This is a genomic window from Streptomyces phaeochromogenes (genome assembly GCF_001418655.1).
In the GTDB taxonomy this organism is placed as follows: Bacteria; Actinomycetota; Actinomycetes; order Streptomycetales; family Streptomycetaceae; genus Streptomyces; species Streptomyces phaeochromogenes.
Window position 1 is genome coordinate 1 of the sequence record NZ_LIQZ01000186.1, and the last position, 19,783, is coordinate 19,783.

A 19,783-nucleotide genomic window follows, 5' to 3' on the forward strand; every position below is an offset into this window, starting at 1 on the left:
GGGACGGGAATGGGTAGGGGCGGCGGGGGCGAGGAATCCCTAGAGGTAGTCCTCCAGGCGGGCCACCGTGAAGCCCTGGTCCTGGACTCGGTTCAGGGTCTTGGCGGTTGTTCGGGTGAGGGTCGTACCGTTCCGGCCCTCGGGGCAGTGGAGGATGTCGCCCGGGCGGAGGCGGTCGGCGTCGTGCCAGAGGACGATGGCGGCGAGCCCGCAGTCGGCGGCGGCGCGCACGGTGTCGGAGTTGTAGTCGCCGTAGGGCGGGCGGAAGAGCCGCGGACGGATACCGAAGCGCTGCTTGAGCTTCTCCTGCTGACCGCAGATCTCGGCCCGTTGACCGGCGTACGGAAGGCCCGGCAGGTACGGGTGGTCGAGCGTGTGGTTCTGCACGCTCGCGCCGACCGCCCGGAGCCGGCCGAAGTGGGCGTACCCCGGCCCGACCACACTGTCGGTGAGGAACATCGTGACCGGCAGCCGCAGTTCACGGACCATGTCGACGAACCCCGGGTCCTTCTCGGCACCGTCGTCGAAGGTCAGGAAGACGACCCGGTCGCGGGTGGCGACCCGGTCGACCACGGGCGGCAGGCCCGGCCCCGCGGTGCGGGCGGAGGGCCGCCGGTCGGGCGGTTTCGGCGCCGGGGCGAGCGGGGCGGTCAGGCCCCAGCGGCGGTACGGATCCTCGGTGGGCCCGTACGTGCGTACCTTCTGCGCGGCCTTCTTGCCCAGCCGCTCGATGGGGTCCACGGACTGGGCGCAGCCGGCCAGGCAGACCAGGCCCGCGAGCAGTGCCGCGGCGGCGGCCGGCCGCTTCATCACAGGTAGTCCTCGATGCGTGCCACCGCGTACCCCTTGTCCGTGACCAGCTTCAGGAAGCGGCGGACCATGTCGGGCATCGTGCCCTTCCAGTGCTCCTTGCCGCGGAAATGGCTGAGAACGATGTCTCCGGGATGGAGGTCCCGGTCCAGCTCCCGGTAGTCCCAGCGGTCGGCGAAGACCTCCTCGTTCCACAGCGGGGCCGCCTTGATGCCGCAGGCCCCGGCCGCGCGCAGGGTGTCCTCGTTGTAGCTGCCGAAGGGCGGGCGGAAGAGGGCCGGGCGCTTGCCGTAGCGCTTCTCGATCACGTCCTGCATGCCGCAGATCTCCTGCTTCTGCCGGTCGTAGGAGAGGTTCGGCATATAGCGGTGGTTGAGGGTGTGGTTGTTCAGGACCACGCCCCTGTCCTGCATCTTCTTGAAGTAGCCGTAGTCCTCTTTGACCAGGTAGTCGCTCAGGAAGGCCGTGTACGGGATCTTCAGTTCGCTCATCATCCGCAGGAACGCCGGGTCCTTCTCGGCGCCGTCGTCGATGGTGAGGAAGACGACCTTGTCCTTGGTGGGGATCGTGGTGAAGACGGGCGGCAGGCCTTCGTGGTCGTCCACCTCGAAGCCGTTACGGGTGCTGATGGCGGGCTTCTTCTTGGGGGCGGGGGGTGCGGGCAGCGGGGGCTTGGCCAGGCCCCACCGTTTTGCCGCGGTGGCGCGGGCGCGCTGCTCCTGGCGGAGTTTGGTGGCGTAGGCGTCCATGGCCCGGGCCGGTGGGGCCTTGAGGAGTTGCTGGCCTGCGGCCGGATTGACGGTGGTGGATGTTGCTTCTGCGCAGCCGGCCGCCAGTGCGGTGACCGTCAGCAGGACGAGAGCGGTGCGTGCCGCACGGGACGGCCGGATTGCGACCTGCGGGACGGTGGGGGCTTGTCGCGCGGTTCCCCGCGCCTCTGAGGGGGCGCCCCCTGAGCCGCCATTGACATCGTTTCCGTCATTTTGTCGTACAAGTCGCATGAACCCGGATCCTCACAGGTCACACCCCTCACAAGCCCTCGACACATCCGGCGACCGCGTCCCGTCCACCGACTGGCCCACAATGGGGCGGTGAACGACCTCGATCCGCTCTCCTCATTCGCCTCCCTGCTCACCGACCAGGGACGTGCCCTGCTCGACGAGGTGCGGGACACCGAACCCGCTCAGGAGCTGGCCGTCGCGACCCGGCTGCGGCGGGAGTATCCCGTCGGGCTCGTGTCGGCGGCGCTCGGGCAGGCGCGGTTGCGGCAGCGGGCCGTGGTGAAGTTCGGCGCGGCGGACGCGGGGCGGATGTACTTCACGCCGAACGGGGTGGAGCAGTCGACCCGGGCGAGCGTGGCCGCGTACCGGGCCCGGCGATTCCAGGAGCTCGGGGTGCGGTCCGTGGCGGACCTGTGCTGCGGGATCGGCGGGGACGCGATCGCGATCGCCCGGGCCGGGATCCGGGTGCTCGCCGTCGACCGGGACCCGCTGACGGCGGCCGTGGCGCGGGCGAACGCCGACGCGCTGGGGCTCGGCGAGCTGATCGAAGTGCGCGAGGCGGATGTCACGGAGGTCGCGACGACCGCGTACGACGCCGTGTTCGTGGATCCGGCGCGGCGGGGCGGGCGCGGGCGCGTCTTCGATCCCGAGGCCTATTCGCCGCCGCTGTCGTGGGCCGTGCGGACCGCCCTCGAAGCGCCTCTCGCCGCGCTGAAGATCGCACCCGGGATTCCGCACGAGACCGTCCCCGCCGAGGCCGGGGCCGAGTGGATCTCGGACTCCGGGGACGTGAAGGAGGCCGTGCTGTGGTTCGGCACGGGAGAGGCCGGGTCCGTACGCGCGACCCTGCTGCCCGGGCCGCGGACCCTCGTCGGCCGGGGGCTGCCGGACCCCCAAGTGCGGCCTCTGGGGCGGTACTTGTACGAGCCCGACGGGGCCGTCATCCGGGCGCATCTGGTCGCGGAGGTCGCAGAGGAGCTCGACGGCGGCGGGCTCATCGACGAGACCATCGCCTACATCACAGCGGATTCACTGAAAGCCGGCCCCTACGCCACCGCCTACGAGATCACCGACCAACTCCCCTTCGGCGTGAAGAAGTTGAAGGCGCTGCTGCGGGAGCGCGAGGTCGGTGTCCTCACCGTCAAGAAACGCGGATCGGCCGTCGAGCCCGAGGAGTTGCGGCGCAAGGTGAAGCCGCAGGGGCCCAACTCGGCGACCGTGTTCCTGACCCGGGTGAAGGGCGCCCCGACCATGCTGCTGGGACACCCCGCACCCGCCTAACCACCGTGGAGCCTGGCCGTACTTGGCCTTGCCTAGCCGTCCAGCTGCTCCAGGGTCACGTTCGACGGGCCCCTGCGGGACTGCTCCTCGCGGGCCACGTCCTCCGCGGCGCCCAGCACGCGGACCGCGTTCTGCCAGGTCAGTTTGGCGAGGTCGGTGGACGACCAGCCGCGGTCCAGGAGTTCCGCGATGAGGTTCGGGTAACCGGAGACGTCGTCGAGGCCGTCGGGCGTGAACGCCGTGCCGTCGTAGTCGCCGCCGATGCCGATGTGGTCGACGCCCGCGACCTCGCGCATGTGGTCGAGGTGGTCGGCGACCGTCGGGACGGTCGCGACGGGGCGGGGGTTGGACTCCTCGAAGAGGCGGTGGACCTTCATCGCCTCGGCGGTCGTGTCGAGGTGGTGGAAGCCCTGCTCGCGCATGTTCTCGTCGGCGGCGGCCGTCCAGTCGACGGCGGCCTGGAGGACGAACTTCGGCACGAACGTCACCATCGCCACACCGCCGTTGGCGGGCAGCCGCTCCAGCACGTCGTCCGGGATGTTGCGCGGGTGGTCGCAGATCGCGCGCGAGGAGGAGTGGGAGAAGATCACCGGCGCGACGGACGTGTCCAGCGCGTCCCGCATGGTCGTGGCGGCCACGTGGGAGAGGTCCACGAGCATGCCCAGGCGGTTCATCTCCCGTACGACCTCGCGGCCGAACGCCGACAGGCCGCCCACGGACGGCTTGTCCGTCGCCGAGTCCGCCCACGCGATGTTGTCGTTGTGGGTGAGGGTCATGTAGCGGACCCCCAGCTCGTACAACCCGCGCAGCGTGGCGAGGGAGTTGTCGATCGAGTGGCCGCCCTCGGCACCCATCAGCGAGGCGATACGACCCTCACCGCGGGCCGTCTCCATGTCGGCGGCGGTCAGCGCGGCACGCAGGTCGGCGGGGTAGCGCGCGATCAACTGCCGCACACAGTCGATCTGTTCGAGCGTCGCCGTCACCGCGCCGGGCAGGTCCGAGCGCACGTACACCGACCAGAACTGCGCACCGACACCGCCCGCCCGCAGCCGTGCCAGGTCCGTGTGCAGATGAGCACTCTGGTCGGCGGCGATGTCACGAGCACCGATGTCGTAGCGGACCTGCTCGCGCAGCGCCCAGGGGAGGTCGTTGTGGCCGTCGACGACGGGGAAATCCCGCAGGAGCTCGTTGGCTTCCTCGATCGAGCTCATGGGCATCACCTGTTTCTTACTAGGGTCCCGGCATTCACGCCGGACGGGAGGAACAGAACCTGGCGTCACAACACGGAGCGTCGTCCCATCCGGTTCACAAACGCGAAGCGCCCGGTCGACTGTCCGACAAAACCGGGATGATGCGCATGGCTGTTCCCATTTTCACCATTTGGAGTGGTGAACGCGAAAGAGAAGCACTGGCGTGCGACCGTCGCACATACGGTCTCGTCCGAGAGGTGAGAATGCCACTGCATTCCACGTGGAGGGCCGTCAGGGGGCGGAGACATGGCAGAGCCGAGTGGGGCTGCACTGGGCGGACATGCTCGGTACACCTACCGGCTCCGCGTATCGTCGGCCGCCGGCGCCGCGCTGGAGGCGGAGTGGGCCCGATGCCGGTGGGTCTGGAACGAGTGCGTCGCCCGTTCCACGAAGGCCCACCAGGATGGCGAGACGTGTGGCCCGGCCCGCCTCGACCGCATGCTCACCGAAGCGAGGGCAGGCAATGCATGGCTGCGTGAGGGCTGTTCGGTTCCGCAGCAGCAGATCATTCGCGACTTCGGCAAGTCCCGCGGCAAGGCCCTGAAGGACATCGGGCAGCGGCTGCCCGTACACCGCCGCACCGGAATGCCGAAGTACAAGAAGAAGCGCGAGACGCTGCCGACACTGAGCTACACCAGGCGCGGCTTCCGGATGAGGGCCGGTCGTCTGCATCTGGCAGGCGCGATCGTGCTGACGGTGGTGTGGTCGCGAGACCTTCCGGCTGAGCCGTCCTCGGTGCGCGTGTACCAGGACGCTCTGGGCCACTGGTACTGCTCGTTCGTTGTCCCGGCAGAGGTGGTGCCCCTGCCCGCCACGGGCGCGGTGATCGGGATCGACTGGGGAGTGAAGGTAACCGCGACCACCACCAGCGGCGCACACGACCTCCCGCACGCAGAGCACGGCCGGAAGGCCAGGAAGAAGTTGACCCGGTACGACCGGATGACGGCCCGTCGCAGACCGAAGAACGGGCAGGCCGCGTCGAAGGGCTACCGGGAAGCGAAGCGACTGCGGGCCAGGGTCCACAGGAAGGTCGCCCGGCAACGACAGGACACCGGCCGTAAGTGGGCGCGCAAGGTCGTTCACGACCATGACGCGATAGCGGTGGAGGACTTCCGCCCGAAGTTCCTCAGTCGCACCACCATGGCGCGCAAGGCCGCCGACGCGGCGATCGGCACGACCAAGCGAGCCCTGATCGAAATGGGCCGCAAGCACGGGCGGGACGTCCGGCTTGTGAATCCGGCGCACACCACGATGGACTGCGCACAGTGCGGAGCGAGAACCAAGCACGCACTTCCTCTTTCGGAACGTACCTACACCTGCACCGCGTGCGGAGCCGTATCCCCCAGGGACAAGAACTCCGCCCACGTGATGCTGGCCCGGGCTGGTCTGAACCCGGCTGGTGCTGATCGCGTAAGACTCGATCGTTCGCTGAGCGACCGAGCGGCGTGAGCCAGGAATCCGCCTCTCACGAGGAGGAGCACTCAATTCCCGAAGCCGAAGCCGCCGCTGCCCGCGCTCTCGACCTTGGAGCGCAGGCGCTTGCCCTTCTCCGTGGCCTGGTCGTTGAGGTCCTGCTGGAACTCGCGCATCCGGCCGAGGAGTTCCTCGTCCTGGGTGGCGAGGATGCGGGCGGCCAGCAGGCCCGCGTTGCGTGCGCCGCCGACCGAGACCGTGGCGACCGGGACGCCCGCGGGCATCTGGACGATGGAGAGCAGCGAGTCCATGCCGTCGAGGTACTTCAGCGGGACCGGGACGCCGATCACCGGCAGCGGGCTCACCGAGGCGAGCATGCCCGGCAGATGGGCCGCGCCGCCCGCGCCCGCGATGATCACCTTGAGGCCGCGACCGGCCGCCTCCTCGCCGTACGCGATCATCTCGCGCGGCATCCGGTGCGCGGAGACCACGTCGACCTCGTAGGCGATCTCGAACTCGTCGAGGGCCTGCGCGGCCGATTCCATGACGGGCCAGTCGGAGTCCGAGCCCATGACGATGCCGACCACGGGCGACTCGGCGGACGAGTCTGAGGACGAAGCTGCGGACGTGCTCATTCGGTGATCGTGCCTCTCAGGTAGGCGGCTGCGTGACGGGCGCGGTCCAGGACGTCGTCCAGGTCGGCGCCGTAGGTGTTGACGTGGCCCACCTTGCGGCCGGGCTTCACGTCCTTGCCGTACATGTGGATCTTGAGCTGGGGGTCGCGGGCCATGCAGTGCAGGTACGCGGAGTACATGTCGGGGTAGTCGCCGCCCAGGACGTTCACCATGACCGTCCACTTCGCGCGCGGGCGCGGATCGCCGAGGGGCAGGTCCAGGACCGCGCGGACGTGGTTGGCGAACTGGGAGGTGATCGCGCCGTCCTGGGTCCAGTGGCCGGAGTTGTGCGGGCGCATGGCCAGCTCGTTCACGAGGATGCGGCCGTCACGGGTCTCGAACAGCTCGACGGCGAGGTGGCCGACGACGCCGAGTTCCTTCGCGATGCGCAGGGCCAGCTCCTCGGCCCGCAGTGCGAGCTCGTCGGAGATGCCGGGCGCGGGCGCGATCACCGTGTCGCAGACGCCGTTGACCTGCTGGGACTCGACGACCGGGTAGGCGACGGCCTGGCCGTGCGGCGACCGTACGACGTTGGCGGCCAGCTCCCGGGCGAAGTCGACCTTCTCCTCGGCGAGGACCGGGACGCCGGCGCGGAAGGGGTCCTCGGCGTCCGCCGCGGACCGTACGACCCACACACCCTTGCCGTCGTAGCCGCCGCGGACGGTCTTGAGGACGACCGGGAAACCGTCACCCTCGGCCCCCTCCGGGAGCCCTTCCGCCGCGAACGCGGCCACGTCGGCCGGGTCGCTCACGATCCGGTGCCGTGGGCACGGCACGCCGATCTCGTCGAGCTTCGCGCGCATCACGCCCTTGTCCTGGGCGTGCACGAGCGCGTCCGGCCCGGGGCGCACGGGAATGCCGTCCGCCTCCAGGGCACGCAGATGCTCGGTGGGTACGTGTTCGTGATCGAAAGTGATCACGTCGCAGCCCCGCGCGAAGGCCCGCAGCGTGTCGAGGTCGCGGTAGTCGCCGATGACGACATCACCGACCACCTGCGCCGCGGAATCCTGGGGGGTGTCACTGAGGAGCTTGAATTTGATGCCGAGCGGGATGCCCGCCTCGTGTGTCATACGAGCGAGCTGCCCCCCGCCGACCATGCCGACTACCGGGAACGTCACGCCCCCAGGGTATCGGCCATATCGGGGCACCCCTGTCGCCCGCATGATCATCGGAAGTTCCGCATGTTCATCACATCCCGGCCACATATTCGAGTCCAAGCCGGGCACCGAAGGGAACCGCTGGTTAGCATGGCGGAGTCGACGAAGGTTGACGAAATTGACGTATCCGACGAGACGGGGGCTGGGCGACACCATGGGCAAAGGTGGTAAACGCAGGGCACATGCCAGGCCGCCCAGCGCTGTCCGCATGCGGATCGACCGGCTGACCAGGGAAGTCGCCAAGTTCGGCGCGGTCGGCGGTGCCGGTCTGCTGGTCAACCTGATCGCCTTCAACGTGGTGCGCAGTACCACTGATCTTCAGGTCGTACGGGCCAGTGTGATCGCCACGGTCGTCGCGATCGTCTCGAACTACATCGGTTTCCGGTACTTCACGTACCGCGATCGCGACAAGAGCGGCCGCACCAAGGAGCTGACGCTGTTCGTGCTGTTCAGCGCGGTCGGCCTCGTCATCGAGAACGGCTTCCTCTACGCCGCCACGTACGGGCTCGGGCTGGACAGCCCCCTCGCCAGCAACGTCTTCAAGTTCGTCGGCATCGGCATCGCGACGCTCTTCCGCTTCTGGTCCTACCGCACCTGGGTCTTCCGTGCGGCTCCCGCGCGTGAGGCCGTGGCCAGCGCGGAATCGTTCCTGGAGAACCCGGAGCCCTACCTCGACCAGGAGCGCCAGGCCTACCTGCAGGACGAGGACCGCCCGACCCGCCAGTTCCGCCAGGTCCAGCGCGTGCGCTAGAGGTCCGGCGCGGGCGCGACCGGCCACGTCCGGCCCGCGGCCTCCCGACAACCGCAGCCGCGCCGCAGCCGCTTCAGCGAACCGTCTGCTCCTCACCGTCGCCGTCGCCGTCCTGCGGCCGTCTGAGCGGCGTGCGGGACAGGAACAGCCCGAACACCGGAGGCTGCGCCTGGAGCATCTCCAGGCGCCCTCCGTCGGCCTCCGCGAGGTCACGGGCCACGGCGAGCCCGATCCCCGTGGAGTTGCGGCCACTGATGGCCCGCTCGAAGATCCGGGCGCCCAGATCGGCCGGGACACCGGGCCCCTCGTCGGTGACTTCGATCACAGCCTGGTTGCCGGTGACGCGTGTGCGCAGCGCGACCGTGCCGCCACCGTGCATGAGGGAGTTCTCGATCAGCGCCGCGAGGACCTGAGCCACGGCCCCGGGCGTCCCGACGGCCTGGAGCCGGTGCTTGCCGGAGCTGACGATCGCGCGGCCCGCGTTGCGGTAGGCCGGGCGCCACTCCGCGAGCTGCTGCTTGATGACCTCGTCGAGGTCGAAGGTGACGGCGGAGCCGGTCCGCGGGTCCCGGGAGTTCGTCAGGAGCCGTTCGACCACGTCCGTGAGGCGCTCGACCTGGCCCAGCGCGATGGTCGCCTCCTCCTTCACGATGTCCGGGTCGTCGGTGAGGGTGATCTCCTCCAGCCGCATGGACAGCGCGGTCAGCGGCGTACGCAGCTGGTGCGAGGCGTCGGCGGCCAGTCGGCGCTCGGCGGTCAGCATGCGGGCGATGCGCTCGGCGGAGCCGTCCAGGACGTCCGCGACGCGGTCCAGCTCCGGGACGCCGTAGCGCTTGTGGCGCGGCCTCGGATCCCCTGAGCCGAGCCGCTCGGCGGTCTCCGCGAGGTCGGTCAGCGGGGAGGCGAGCCGGTTGGCCTGGCGCACCGCCAGGAGCACGGCGGCGATCACCGCGAGCAGGGCGACCGCCGCGATGATCAGGAGCGTACGGCCGACCTCCCGGGTGACCGCCGAACGGGGCTCCTGGACCGTGACCGTCTCGCGCTGTTCTCCCTTGCGGGTGGACTTGATGACGTCACCGGTGGGCTTGTCGCCGATGTGGATGTCGGGGCGGCCCGGGATCTCGATGCGCGCGTACCGGTCGCCCGTGACCTGGTCCTTGAGGACACCGGCGCTGATCAGCTCGTCGCCGAGGATGCGGCTGTCGACGATGCTCACCAGCCGCACCGCCTCGGAGTCCACCCGCTCCTGGGCGCTGTTGCTGATCGTGCGGGTCTCGACGATGACGAGCGAGACCCCGAACACGGCGATCACGACCAGCACGACGGCCAGGGTGGAGTTGATGAGACGGCGACGCACAGGCCCCTCCGGACAACTGATCAATGAGGGCTAGGGCCGCGCCCCTCCAGGGGCGCGGGACCGTCACATTCTGCGGCTCCGCCACGTGGGCGCGACCAGCCGCACACGGCCCGCCGCCGCGCACTCACCGACGTCGCAACGGCGATGACGCGCGGCCCGGCGACAACGAGCTAGCTCTTCTCGAAGCGGAACCCGACGCCCCGTACCGTCGCGATGTACCGCGGATTCGCGGCGTCATCACCGAGCTTCTTCCGCAGCCACGAGATGTGCATGTCGAGGGTCTTCGTGGAAGACCACCACGTCGTGTCCCACACCTCACGCATGAGCTGGTCACGCGTGACGACCCGCCCGGCGTCCCGGACGAGAACCCGCAGCAGGTCGAACTCCTTGGCGGTGAGCTGGAGCTCCTCCTCGCCCATCCAGGCCCGGTGCGACTCGACGTCGATGCGCACCCCGTGCGTGGCGGGCGGCTGCTGGGGCTCGGCCGCGCCGCGCCGCAGCAGGGCCCGGACGCGGGCCAGCAGCTCGGCGAGGCGGAACGGCTTGGTGACGTAGTCGTCGGCGCCGGCGTCCAGGCCGACGACCGTGTCCACCTCGTCGGCACGCGCGGTCAGGATGAGGATCGGCACGGTGTGCCCCTCGGCGCGCAGCCGCCGGGCCACCTCCAGGCCGTCCATGCCGGGCAGCCCGAGGTCGAGCACACACAGATCGATGCCGCCCTGGATGCCGGCGTCGAGCGCGGTGGGGCCGTCCTCGCGTACCTCAACCTCGTACCCCTCCCGGCGCAGGGCGCGGGCCAGGGGTTCCGAGATGGACGCGTCGTCCTCGGCGAGCAGTACTCGGGTCATGAACTGATGGTAGTCCGCTGCGGACCAGTGCAGACAGGGTGATCGCCGCCCGTGATTCGCCCGCATCGCGCGGGAGATGTAACCCTGCGGGTTAGGGATGTAAATCTATGAACGGCCTTCGATTCAGGCGCATAGTTCCATCCATACCTGTGATCCATCTCTCAAGTCATGTCATATGCGGCAATGCCATGCCGTGGGGCCTTATGGTGACCAGACGCCTGTAGCACCACGCAGGGACCTTTGGCGGGAGCTTGACGCCGAAGGTCTCTTTTGTGTGCGGGCTGGTGTCTACCAGCCTTGAAAGGAATGACCTGTGGCCGGGCCCCGAGCGCGAGGACGCGTGCGGGGCGTGGATCCCGGTGGTCGCCGTCCACCGCTCCGAGGACCCGGAGCGGACTCCCCGTGGGCGTGGGGCGGGACGGCCCTCCCCGCCGGTGCCGGCCGCCTCCCCCACCGGGCGCGCGACGCTCTGCAGCGCGTCCCGACCAGCAAGGAACGACCATGGCGTCCAGCCTGACGAAGGACTCGGTCTCTCCGGGCACCCCCGGTTCCGAGAAGACCTTCTTCGGCCACCCCCGCGGACTGGCCACTCTCTTCATGACCGAGATGTGGGAGCGTTTCTCCTACTACGGCATGAGGGCTCTCCTCCCGCTGTACCTGGTCGCCCCCGGCGGCCTGCACCTGAGCGCGACCGCCGCGACGGCGATCTACTCGGTGTACCTGTCGCTCGTGTACCTGCTCGCCCTCCCCGGCGGCTGGTTCGCGGACCGCGTGCTCGGCCCCCGCAAGACCGTCGCCGTCGCCGGCCTGGTGATCATGCTCGGCCACCTGACGCTGGCGCTGCCCTCGTCCGGCACGTTCTACGCCGGTCTCGGCCTCGTCGCGATCGGCTCGGGTCTGCTGAAGGCCAACATCTCGACGATGGTCGGCCACCTCTACGACGGCCCGGACGACCCGCGCCGTGACGGCGGCTTCACCGTCTTCTACATCGGCATCAACCTGGGCGCCTTCGCCGCGCCGCTGGTCATCGGCACCATCGGCGAGAACGTCAACTGGCACCTGGGCTTCGCGCTCGCCGCGCTCGGCATGGCGCTGGGTCTGGCCCAGTTCCTGATCGGCCGCCGCCACCTCGACACGCGCTCCGACGTCGTCCCGACGCCGCTGTCCACCGCAGAGAAGGCCTCGACGCTGCGCAAGGGCCTGCTGTGGCTGGCCGTCGCCGCGGTCTTCTACTCCGTCGTCGGCTTCTCCGGCCACTACACGCTGAACTGGATCCTGGTTCCGCTGACGGTCCTCGGCCTGGTCATCCCGGTCTGGGTCATCGCCCGTATCAAGCGGGACAAGTCCCTGGACCGTGTCGAGCAGTCGAAGATGTCCGCGTACATCTGGTTCTTCATCGCCGCGGCCGTCTTCTGGATGATCTACGACCAGGGCGGCTCCACGCTGTCGATCTTCGCCGAGTCGTCGGCCGAGAACACCGTGTTCGGCTGGGAGTTCCCGGTCTCCTGGTACCAGTCGGTCAACCCCGTGCTGATCATGGCCCTCGCCCCGGTCTTCGCCTGGGCCTGGCTGGCGCTGAACCGCGCCGGCAAGGAGCCGAGCACGATCGTGAAGTTCTCCTCGGGTCTGGTCCTGGTCGGCGCGTCGTTCTTCCTCTTCCTGGCTCCCCTGTCGATCGCCGAGGGCGGTCACAAGGCCGCCGCGATGTGGCTGGTCGCCATCTACTTCGTGCAGACCGTCGGCGAGCTGACCGTCTCCCCGGTCGGCCTCTCCGTCACCACGAAGATGGCCCCCGCGAAGTACGCCTCCCAGATGATGGGCGTCTGGTTCCTCGCCGTCACCGCCGGCGACGCCACGACGGGCCTGCTCTCCATCGCGGGCGTCGACCTCAACGGCATGGGCGTGGTCGCCCTCGAAGCGACCCTCGCCGTCGTCGCCGGCTTCGCGATCTACATGTACCGCAACAAGGTCAAGTCCCTGATGGGCAACGTCCGCTAGACGCTCCGCCGAGGTCCGGCAGGTCAACTGCGGGCTTGCTGTGGCTGATTGCGCAGTTCCCCGCGCCCCTTATGAGGGGCGCGGGGAACTGCGCAGTCTTTTGCTTTCAGAGGCGCGGGGAACTGCGCGACCAGCCACGACGGACCCGCACCTCCAAACGGCGACGCTCCTCTACGACGCCCGACGTGAAGCCTGCCGCCGAGGCATGAACGTGAACACCGCCCCGCCGAGCAGAATCGCGGTCCCGGCGACAAACCCGAGCGCCCGCAGCCCTCCACTGTCATCGGCCCCGGTGTCGGCCAGCCCTCCGCCGGAGTCACCGGACCCCGACGTCCCGGCCCCACCGGCGGAGCCACTCCCACCGGCGGCACCGCCCGGCTGAGCAGACGTGTCCAGCGTCAACGACACCTCGGACTTCTCCGGCGTACACGTCGTGGTCGTCCCGAGGGCCTTCACCGTCAGCACACCGGGCGAGAGCGTCGACTCCCCGTCGGCACCCGGCTTGTACGTGCCGGTCATGTCGGAGATCACCATCGGATCCCCGGACTTGATCGCCTCGGGGTTCGTCGGCCCCTCGACATGGACCGTGCCCTTGTCGGCACCGCCGAGCACGACCTCCATCGACGGCTTGACCGAGTCCGCCGGGATGTCGGCGGGGCTGTCCATCACGGACCCCTTGAACTTGACGGTGAGGTCGTAACTCCCGCCGTCCTTCTTGGCGTTGATCTGCACGGGAGAGGTCGCGTTCTTGTCGCCGATCGGCGTCTTGCACGCGTAGGGGATCTTGACCTCCTTGCCGGTGAAGTCGGTCTCACCGCCGCCACCGGTCGTACCGCCCGTGTCGCTGCCGCCGGTCTCGCTCTCGGTCGGGTCCGGCTCACTGCTCGTCGGCGGCGGGGTGGGATCGGGCGTCCCGGGAGGCGTGGTCCCCTCCCCCGCCGTGACCTTGATCGTCGCCGCGGGCTTCACCGTCTCCGTCGGCGTGCACTTCGTGTCCGTCGAGAAGACGTTGATGGCGTACGCGTCCGGCGTCAGCGTCACGTCGCCCGCCGTCGTCAGTTTCAGTTTGCCCTTCATGTCGGACAGGACCATCGCCCCGCCCTTGGGGATCGCCGGGTTCTCGCGCGGCCCCTGCATCGCGATGGACGCGGCCTGCGCGCCGGCCGCCTTGAGGGTGCCGGACGGCTGGACCGAGTTGGCGGGCAGGTCGATGAGGTCGGGGTTCTTCGACGCGGCCTGCGTGAACTTCCAGACCACCTCGACCTCGTCACCGACCTTCGCCGTGGCCGGCGCGGTGACCTCGACCTTGGTGGTGCCCTTGACCGTCGGCAGCCCGGCGGCCGGAGGCGGTACGCAGTCGGTCGCGTAGGACACCTCGGCGGCCTGGGCCGGCGCCGCGGCCACGCCCAGCAGGATTCCCGCACCGCCGAGCATCATCGCGACCCCGGCCGCGCCCGCTCTCCGGCTGCTTCTGGGCCGTTTCGGCCCCGGCCGGACTCTCCGTTGCGTGCTCACGTGTTTCCCTTCCTGGTGGGGGTCGTCGGACTGTTCTCGTGCGGTGCGGAGAGCGGATCGGCCTCGGCCGCCCCCGGATCGGTATCCGGGGTGAACCAGGGCAGGGTCGGGTTCGTACGGGATCGCGTACGCGTCGTGGTGTCGGCCCCGGACTCCTCCGGGGAGGTCGAGGATGTGAGGCTCAACTTCGGCATGCGCAGGGTGACTTCGGGCAGCCGGAGCCCGCCGCGCCGCACACCGTGCGCACCGCGGCCGGGACGTCCGGGCCGCCCTCCCCTGCCGCCGCCGAAGCGACCGGCACGTCCGGCGGAGCCGCGCGGCCGGATCCGGTCGACCACGGCCATCCCGATCCGGAAGAGCGCGGCCGGTACGACGACGCAGACGAGGATCCAGAAGAGCGTCACGCCCCAGGGGCGCCCCACGCCCCACGGCTGTTCGGCGAGCACCTTGCCGCCGAACTTGAGCGAGACCGTGTAGTCGCCGTGCGCGCCGGCGGTCAGCTCGACCGGCAGGGTGATCCGTTCCTTCTCGCCGGGCCCGATGGTGCCGCGCCACTGCTGTTCCTCCCACTGCGGGGCGAACACACCGTGGGAGGTGCCGACCTGGAAGACGGGGTTCTTGACGGCGGTGGTGCCGACGTTGCCGACGGTGAAGACGAGCTCGCGGGACGGCGGCGCGCCGAACCAGGCGAGCAGGCCGCTCGACCCGTCGAGCCGGGTGTCGGTGAGCACCGAGAGCCGTCCGCCGCTGTCCTGCTTGGGCAGTGGCTCGACATCGTGTCCGGCGACCAGGAACGGGGCGTCCGCCTCCGCCTTCTCCCCGGTGACCGTCGCCACGTGCACCACGCAGGGGCACGGCTTGGGCGGCTCGGCGACCGGCAGCTTCTTGCTGAAGGCGCCCTTCGCGTCGGTCGTGACGGCCCGGCCGTCTGCGTTGGCACAGGAGTTGGTCCCGCCGATCACGCCCCGGTCGGTCGAGGACTGCCCGCAGATCAGCATCATCAGCAGCGCGTTCGGCCGCCAGCCCGTACCGCTCACGGTGATCGAACCGCCCGTCCCCGCCTGGGACTTGGACAGCTTGACCACCGGCTTCTCCGCCGCCGAGGCGGTCGCCCCCGCCATGGGGAACAGAACGAGCGCGAGCACCACGACCACCGCCGGAATCCGCACCCCTCTTTTCGCGCTCACGTCACCGCTCCCGTCAACTCGGCTTCCGTACGCGGCTGTCCGGCGTCCGGTGTCTCCCGCGCCCGCCCACGACGCCGAACGAACCAGTGGCCGCCCGCCGCACACGCCGCGAGCCCGATCGCCGCCGTGCCCGCCACCGCTCCCCACGGCACGAACCGGGCCGACACGCCCGCCTCGTCGTGGGCCCCGCCCGCCGCGGTGACCGTGACCTCGACGTCGACGGAGTCGAGCGTGGGACGGTCGGGCCAGGGTTCGGTGAGCGTGACGCGGCGGCCGGGGAGCAGTTCGACGGGCAGGGTGCGCGGGGCCCGGTCGAGCACCTCACCGAAGAGCCCCTCGGCGCGTACGGCGAGTTTCGGGGTCAGCACGGTGGTGCCGCGGTTGACCAGTTCGTACGAGATGCGCCCGCCGTCGACCCGTACGTGCTCGACGGTGAGCGCGGAGAGGGTCGGGCCCTCGACCCGCAGATGGACGCGTACGGCCGCGGTCCGGCCGGCTGCGCTCGCGACGATCGCGCCGGGGTGGTCGCCGGGCGTGGCGCCCGCCGGGACGCTCACGGTGAACGGCACGTCCGCGCGGGTACGTGCCGGGATCCGCACCGTCCGCTCGGCGAAGGTGATCCAGGCACCGGTGTCCGTCGCCCTGGTCCGCACGGAGAATCCGCCGCTCCTGGTGTTGTCGGCGTCCGCGCCCCGAAGCCGTACGGTGAGCGGCTTCCCGCCCGGGTTCAGCACCGACACCGTGTCCTGCAGGACCGTGCCGGGCGCGCCCTCCGCGTAGAAGTACGGCCGTGCCTCCCGCCCGCCGGCCGACGGCACGACGGACCAGCCGCCGTCGGCCGCGGCGGTGGGAGCGACGGCCAGAAGTACGACGGCGGCAAGACAGAGCACACGGGCGGCGGGCGGTACGAACGGCATCGGCGGCTCCGAAACCAGAGGGGCGGCGCGCAGCGCCTCGTTGAGGGGCGGTGGTCGGGCGACGGGTGGGCGGTCGTACGGGAGTGCGGGTGGTGCCGGACACGCAAGTCGCACAGATCGTGCGAGACGCGCAGGTCGTACGAGACGCGCGGGTCGTACGAGACATGCAGGTCAGCGGTGGGCCTGGTTCCTTCGGGTCAGCCACAGCACTCCGGCCGCGCCTGCCAGCAGCACCGTGCCGCCGAGCGTGCCGAGGGCGATCGCGGAGTCCTCGGGACCGGTCTGCGGGAGTTCCTCGCCGCCCGCTGGGGCGTCCTGCGAGGAGCCCGTCGTCCCCGTGCTCCCGCCGCCGGCCGCGGTGACGTCCAGGGTCAGCGAGACCTTGGGGTTGTTGGAGGGCGTGCACGTGGTCGTCGTACCGAGGGCCTTGATGGTCAGCACACCCGGCGTGAAGGTGACCTTGCCGGTCTTCTTCGGGGTGTACGTACCCGTGAGGTCGGTGATCTTGATCGGCGTGTTGGCGGGCACGGTCGCCGGGTTGGCGGGCCCCTTGACCGCCAGCGTGCCGGTGTCGGCGCCGCCCAGCTTGATGACCGCGCTCGGGTTCATCGCGCCCTTGCCCAGGTCGACGGGGCTGGACGAGACGCCCTTCTCGAAGGTCATGGTGATCTGGTAGCCGCTGCCGCTCTTGACGCCCTTGATGTCGATGGGCGAGACGGCGGACTTGTCACCGATGGGTGTCTTGCACTGGTAGTTGACGTCCACCACGTCGGCCTGGGCAGCGGGGGCGGCCATCAGCACCGCCGAGCCGGCCAGAGCCGCGGCGGACGCGAGCGCGGCGGTTCGTTTCGGGTACATCCGGTATGACACGGTCCCCTCATTCCTGAAGGCTTTCCTGATGGCGTTCCTGACGGCACATCAGATCGGCCGTCAAGGTACGCCCGGGGCCTTGCCGAGGGAAGACAAAGTGCGCGCCGGATCCGTGGGGATCCGGCGCGCATCAAGTAAGGGAAGGGCAAGTACCCGAACCGCTGGTAACCCCAAGAGGGGCCGGGAACAGGGGTGACCCGAAGGGGCGCGGGGCGGTGACATGTGCGGCTCCGCCGCGGGGCACGCCCAGCCACAGCGCGCCCGCGGGCAGAGAACCCGCAGGCCACACCAACCCGCCGAACCCGGCCGAGCGCTAGGCCGGTGCCCCGAGCTCCGCCCAGACCGTCTTGCCCGCAACCCCGTTCGTACGGATCACACCCCAGTCCAGACACAGCCGCTGCACGATGAACATCCCGTGGCCACCTGGCCGCCCGGCCCGGTGCGGCGTGCGCGGCGCGGGCTGACCCGCCCCCCGGTCGGAGACCTCGACGCGGAGCACCTTGTTCTCGCAGGCGATCAGGAGCTCGTCCGGTCCCTCGGCATGCAGACAGGCGTTCGTGACCAGCTCGGAGACGACCAGCAGGACATCCTCGGCCGCGGCCCGCTGGTCGGCGGTGGCCGCGGGCAGCCAGCCCCACTCGTACAACGCCTGACGGGCGAAGTCGCGGGCGAGCGGGACAACCCCGCTCGCGCCGTCGAAGTTCAGCCGACGGGCACGACGCACGACGGGCGTGCCGCCCGGGGGCGTCCCGGAAGCGCCGCCGTCACCCGGTTCCGGGCCGCGGTCGCCCGGCGGGTAAGGCCGGGTGGTGCTCATCAGCGCTTCACCTCACCGATTCACCAGTTCACGATTCAAGACTCAGCACTCAGCACATTCAGGACATTCGGAAAGCTCAGGGACACTCGGGATCCGGGAGTCGTCCGGAGACTGCCGCACGCTTGCCGTTCGGTCTGTTGACATATTCAGGATGTCTCCTGCCCGACCGAACCGTCAGAACACCCACTTATTCGGCATGGATGCTGTGACTCTGGTAACGCGCTGATCACACGGACACAACCGAGGCATAACTTTGCCTCACGGGAGCGCCCCAGGGCGACTAATCGCCCGGGTCGGCCTCGGGTTCACCGGCCTCGGACCCGTCGGGCCCCGGCTCGCTCAAGGCCTCTTCGAGTGTGTCGTGGAGGGTGAAGACGGCTTCCGCCCCGGTGATCTCGAAGACCCGGGACACCACCGGCAGCATGCCCGCCAGATGAACCCCGCCGCCCGCGGCCTCGGCCTTCAGCCGGGCACCGAGCAGCACGTTCAGCCCTGTGGAGTCACAGAACTCCAGCTGTGAGCAGTCCACGACGAGGCGCGCGAACCCGCGGTCGAGGCAATCCTCGATCGGTTCGCGCAGTAGATCCGCCGTATGGTGATCCAACTCACCGGCCGGGGTCACGACGGCGCTAGCGCCCTCTTCCCGCACCTCGACCAGAAGCCGGCCCGACTGTGCGCTGCCGACCGTCCCGCGGTCCATGCCGTGTCTCTCTTCCGACCGTCGTGGCTGTTGATACGCCCTCGAACCCTACGCCTTCCTTGCACCCTTCAACACCCGAACAACCGCCAAGAAACGGACATTTCACCATGAAACACACTTGCGAGAGAGTCGCGAAAGCGGGTAGGGCTAGTAGAGACAGTTTTCGACACGGCCGGCTTTGGAGGCGCCGCACACCGCAGTGCACGTATTGGCATCGGCAGCCATATGCCGAGAACGATGGAGGACACCATGTCACCCCGGCTCGACGCATCGCAGACCCAGAGGGCGACGTCGACACCCCCTCTGGAACGACTGGAAGACGAGTCCGCCGACGAGAACGTCGGCCTCGCCGGACTTCCGGAGATCCCGCCTTTCGACGAGGTCGGGCCAGTGGACGCACGGGCCCTGTCCAAGACCCTCTTCGAGCGACTGGAGTCGCTGGAGGAAGGCACCCACGAGTATTCGTACGTACGCAACACCCTGGTCGAGCTCAATCTCGCCCTGGTGAAGTTCGCGGCCTCCCGGTTCCGCTCGCGCAGTGAGCCGATGGAGGACATCATCCAGGTCGGCACCATCGGCCTGATCAAGGCGATCGACCGCTTCGAGCTCAGCCGTGGCGTCGAGTTCCCGACCTTCGCGATGCCGACCATCGTCGGCGAGATCAAGCGCTTCTTCCGCGACACCTCATGGTCCGTGCGGGTACCGCGCCGACTGCAGGAACTCCGCCTCGACCTGGCCAAGGCGGGCGACGAACTCGCGCAGCAACTGGACCGCGCTCCGACGGTGGGAGAGCTGGCGGAGCGTCTGGGCCTGTCGAACGACGAGGTCGTCGAGGGCATGGCGGCGTCGAACGCCTACACGGCCAGCTCGCTCGACGCCCAGCCCGAGGAGGACGACTCCGAGGGCGCGCTGGCGGACCGGATCGGCTACGAGGACCACGGGCTCGAAGGCATCGAGTACGTCGAGTCGTTGAAGCCGCTGATCGCCGAACTCCCGCCGCGCGACCGGCAGATCCTGTCCCTGCGGTTCGTCGCCAACATGACCCAGTCCGAGATCGGTGACGAACTCGGCATCTCGCAGATGCACGTCTCGCGGCTGCTCTCGCGGACGCTGGTGCGGCTGCGGAGGGGACTGACCGTCGAGGAGTGACGGTCGCCGTCACCATCGCCGTTACCGTCGCCGTCGCCACGACCAGCGCACCACCGCACAGGGTGTGTGGTCGTGGCGACGGCGACGG

The 19,783-nt window shown here is 69.7% G+C and carries 18 protein-coding genes; 5 read left to right on the forward strand and 13 right to left on the reverse strand.

Going from position 1 to position 19,783, the window contains the following annotated elements:
• Positions 1–39: 39 nt before the first annotated feature.
• Together AOK17_RS25000 and AOK17_RS25005 are read right to left on the reverse strand one after the other, a co-directional pair.
• On the reverse strand, positions 40–810 hold the full coding sequence (locus tag AOK17_RS25000; protein ID WP_055614799.1) for a polysaccharide deacetylase family protein: 771 nt from the start codon (positions 808–810) through the stop codon (positions 40–42).
• Complete coding sequence (locus tag AOK17_RS25005) at positions 810–1,811, reverse strand: polysaccharide deacetylase family protein (RefSeq protein WP_079053272.1); 1,002 nt, start codon at positions 1,809–1,811, stop codon at positions 810–812. Before AOK17_RS25005 ends, AOK17_RS25000 begins: the two co-directional genes overlap by 1 nt.
• 90 nt (positions 1,812–1,901) lie before the next feature.
• Here AOK17_RS25005 and AOK17_RS25010 point away from each other — a divergent pair, with 90 nt between their 5' ends.
• On the forward strand, positions 1,902–3,092 hold the full coding sequence (locus tag AOK17_RS25010) for a THUMP-like domain-containing protein (RefSeq protein ID WP_055614800.1): 1,191 nt from the start codon (positions 1,902–1,904) through the stop codon (positions 3,090–3,092).
• A 32-nt stretch (positions 3,093–3,124) separates the two neighbouring features.
• Here AOK17_RS25010 and AOK17_RS25015 read toward each other — a convergent pair whose 3' ends face one another.
• Positions 3,125–4,303, reverse strand: a complete 1,179-nt coding sequence (locus AOK17_RS25015; RefSeq protein WP_055614801.1) for a dipeptidase — start codon at positions 4,301–4,303, stop codon at positions 3,125–3,127.
• Between the two features lie 285 nt (positions 4,304–4,588).
• On the opposite strand from AOK17_RS25015, the gene AOK17_RS25020 reads away from it, so the two are divergent.
• A complete protein-coding gene (locus AOK17_RS25020) occupies positions 4,589–5,791 on the forward strand; it encodes an RNA-guided endonuclease InsQ/TnpB family protein (RefSeq protein WP_055614802.1) in 1,203 nt (400 codons plus the stop codon).
• A 32-nt stretch (positions 5,792–5,823) separates the two neighbouring features.
• On the opposite strand, the gene purE is transcribed toward AOK17_RS25020, so the two are convergent.
• Together purE and AOK17_RS25030 are read right to left on the reverse strand one after the other, a co-directional pair.
• Complete coding sequence (purE, locus tag AOK17_RS25025) at positions 5,824–6,390, reverse strand: 5-(carboxyamino)imidazole ribonucleotide mutase (RefSeq protein WP_055614803.1); 567 nt, start codon at positions 6,388–6,390, stop codon at positions 5,824–5,826.
• On the reverse strand, positions 6,387–7,598 hold the full coding sequence (locus AOK17_RS25030) for a 5-(carboxyamino)imidazole ribonucleotide synthase (RefSeq protein WP_055614804.1): 1,212 nt from the start codon (positions 7,596–7,598) through the stop codon (positions 6,387–6,389). The genes purE and AOK17_RS25030 overlap by 4 nt, the downstream gene beginning before the upstream one ends.
• 196 nt (positions 7,599–7,794) lie before the next feature.
• Here AOK17_RS25030 and AOK17_RS25035 point away from each other — a divergent pair, with 196 nt between their 5' ends.
• Complete coding sequence (locus AOK17_RS25035; protein ID WP_234048266.1) at positions 7,795–8,337, forward strand: GtrA family protein; 543 nt, start codon at positions 7,795–7,797, stop codon at positions 8,335–8,337.
• A gap of 73 nt (positions 8,338–8,410) precedes the next feature.
• Here the strand turns inward: AOK17_RS25035 and AOK17_RS25040 are convergent, their stop codons facing one another.
• Both AOK17_RS25040 and AOK17_RS25045 read right to left on the reverse strand, forming a co-directional pair.
• Positions 8,411–9,694: an ATP-binding protein gene (locus tag AOK17_RS25040; RefSeq protein ID WP_055614805.1), complete on the reverse strand. Its 1,284-nt coding sequence runs from the start codon at positions 9,692–9,694 to the stop codon at positions 8,411–8,413.
• Between the two features lie 170 nt (positions 9,695–9,864).
• Positions 9,865–10,542, reverse strand: a complete 678-nt coding sequence (locus AOK17_RS25045; protein ID WP_055614806.1) for a response regulator transcription factor — start codon at positions 10,540–10,542, stop codon at positions 9,865–9,867.
• A gap of 501 nt (positions 10,543–11,043) precedes the next feature.
• Between AOK17_RS25045 and AOK17_RS25050 the strand changes: the two genes are divergently transcribed.
• Positions 11,044–12,540, forward strand: a complete 1,497-nt coding sequence (locus tag AOK17_RS25050) for an oligopeptide:H+ symporter (RefSeq protein ID WP_055614807.1) — start codon at positions 11,044–11,046, stop codon at positions 12,538–12,540.
• A gap of 171 nt (positions 12,541–12,711) precedes the next feature.
• On the opposite strand, the gene AOK17_RS25055 is transcribed toward AOK17_RS25050, so the two are convergent.
• The 6 genes from AOK17_RS25055 to AOK17_RS25080 all read right to left on the reverse strand — a co-directional run bounded on the left by AOK17_RS25055 (position 12,712) and on the right by AOK17_RS25080 (position 18,546).
• Positions 12,712–13,974, reverse strand: coding sequence for a hypothetical protein (locus tag AOK17_RS25055; RefSeq protein WP_055614814.1), 1,263 nt, complete (start codon positions 13,972–13,974; stop codon positions 12,712–12,714).
• Between the two features lie 77 nt (positions 13,975–14,051).
• Positions 14,052–15,176 carry a neocarzinostatin apoprotein domain-containing protein gene (locus tag AOK17_RS25060; protein ID WP_107102491.1) on the reverse strand — a complete coding sequence of 375 codons (1,125 nt, stop codon included), beginning with the start codon at positions 15,174–15,176 and terminating at the stop codon, positions 14,052–14,054.
• Positions 15,177–15,238: 62 nt separating this feature from the next.
• Entirely contained in the window at positions 15,239–16,159 is a 921-nt protein-coding gene (locus AOK17_RS25065) for a COG1470 family protein (RefSeq protein ID WP_055614809.1), read from the reverse strand.
• 171 nt (positions 16,160–16,330) lie between these two features.
• The gene (locus AOK17_RS25070) at positions 16,331–17,017 is read right to left on the reverse strand and encodes an LPXTG cell wall anchor domain-containing protein (protein ID WP_079053271.1); all 687 of its coding nucleotides are present in this window, start codon (positions 17,015–17,017) and stop codon (positions 16,331–16,333) included.
• A gap of 325 nt (positions 17,018–17,342) precedes the next feature.
• Entirely contained in the window at positions 17,343–17,846 is a 504-nt protein-coding gene (locus AOK17_RS25075; protein WP_055614811.1) for an ATP-binding protein, read from the reverse strand.
• 280 nt (positions 17,847–18,126) lie between these two features.
• Positions 18,127–18,546, reverse strand: coding sequence for an STAS domain-containing protein (locus tag AOK17_RS25080; RefSeq protein WP_055614812.1), 420 nt, complete (start codon positions 18,544–18,546; stop codon positions 18,127–18,129).
• A gap of 249 nt (positions 18,547–18,795) precedes the next feature.
• Between AOK17_RS25080 and AOK17_RS25085 the strand changes: the two genes are divergently transcribed.
• Positions 18,796–19,695: an RNA polymerase sigma factor SigF gene (locus AOK17_RS25085; RefSeq protein WP_055614815.1), complete on the forward strand. Its 900-nt coding sequence runs from the start codon at positions 18,796–18,798 to the stop codon at positions 19,693–19,695.
• Positions 19,696–19,783 lie beyond the last annotated feature (88 nt).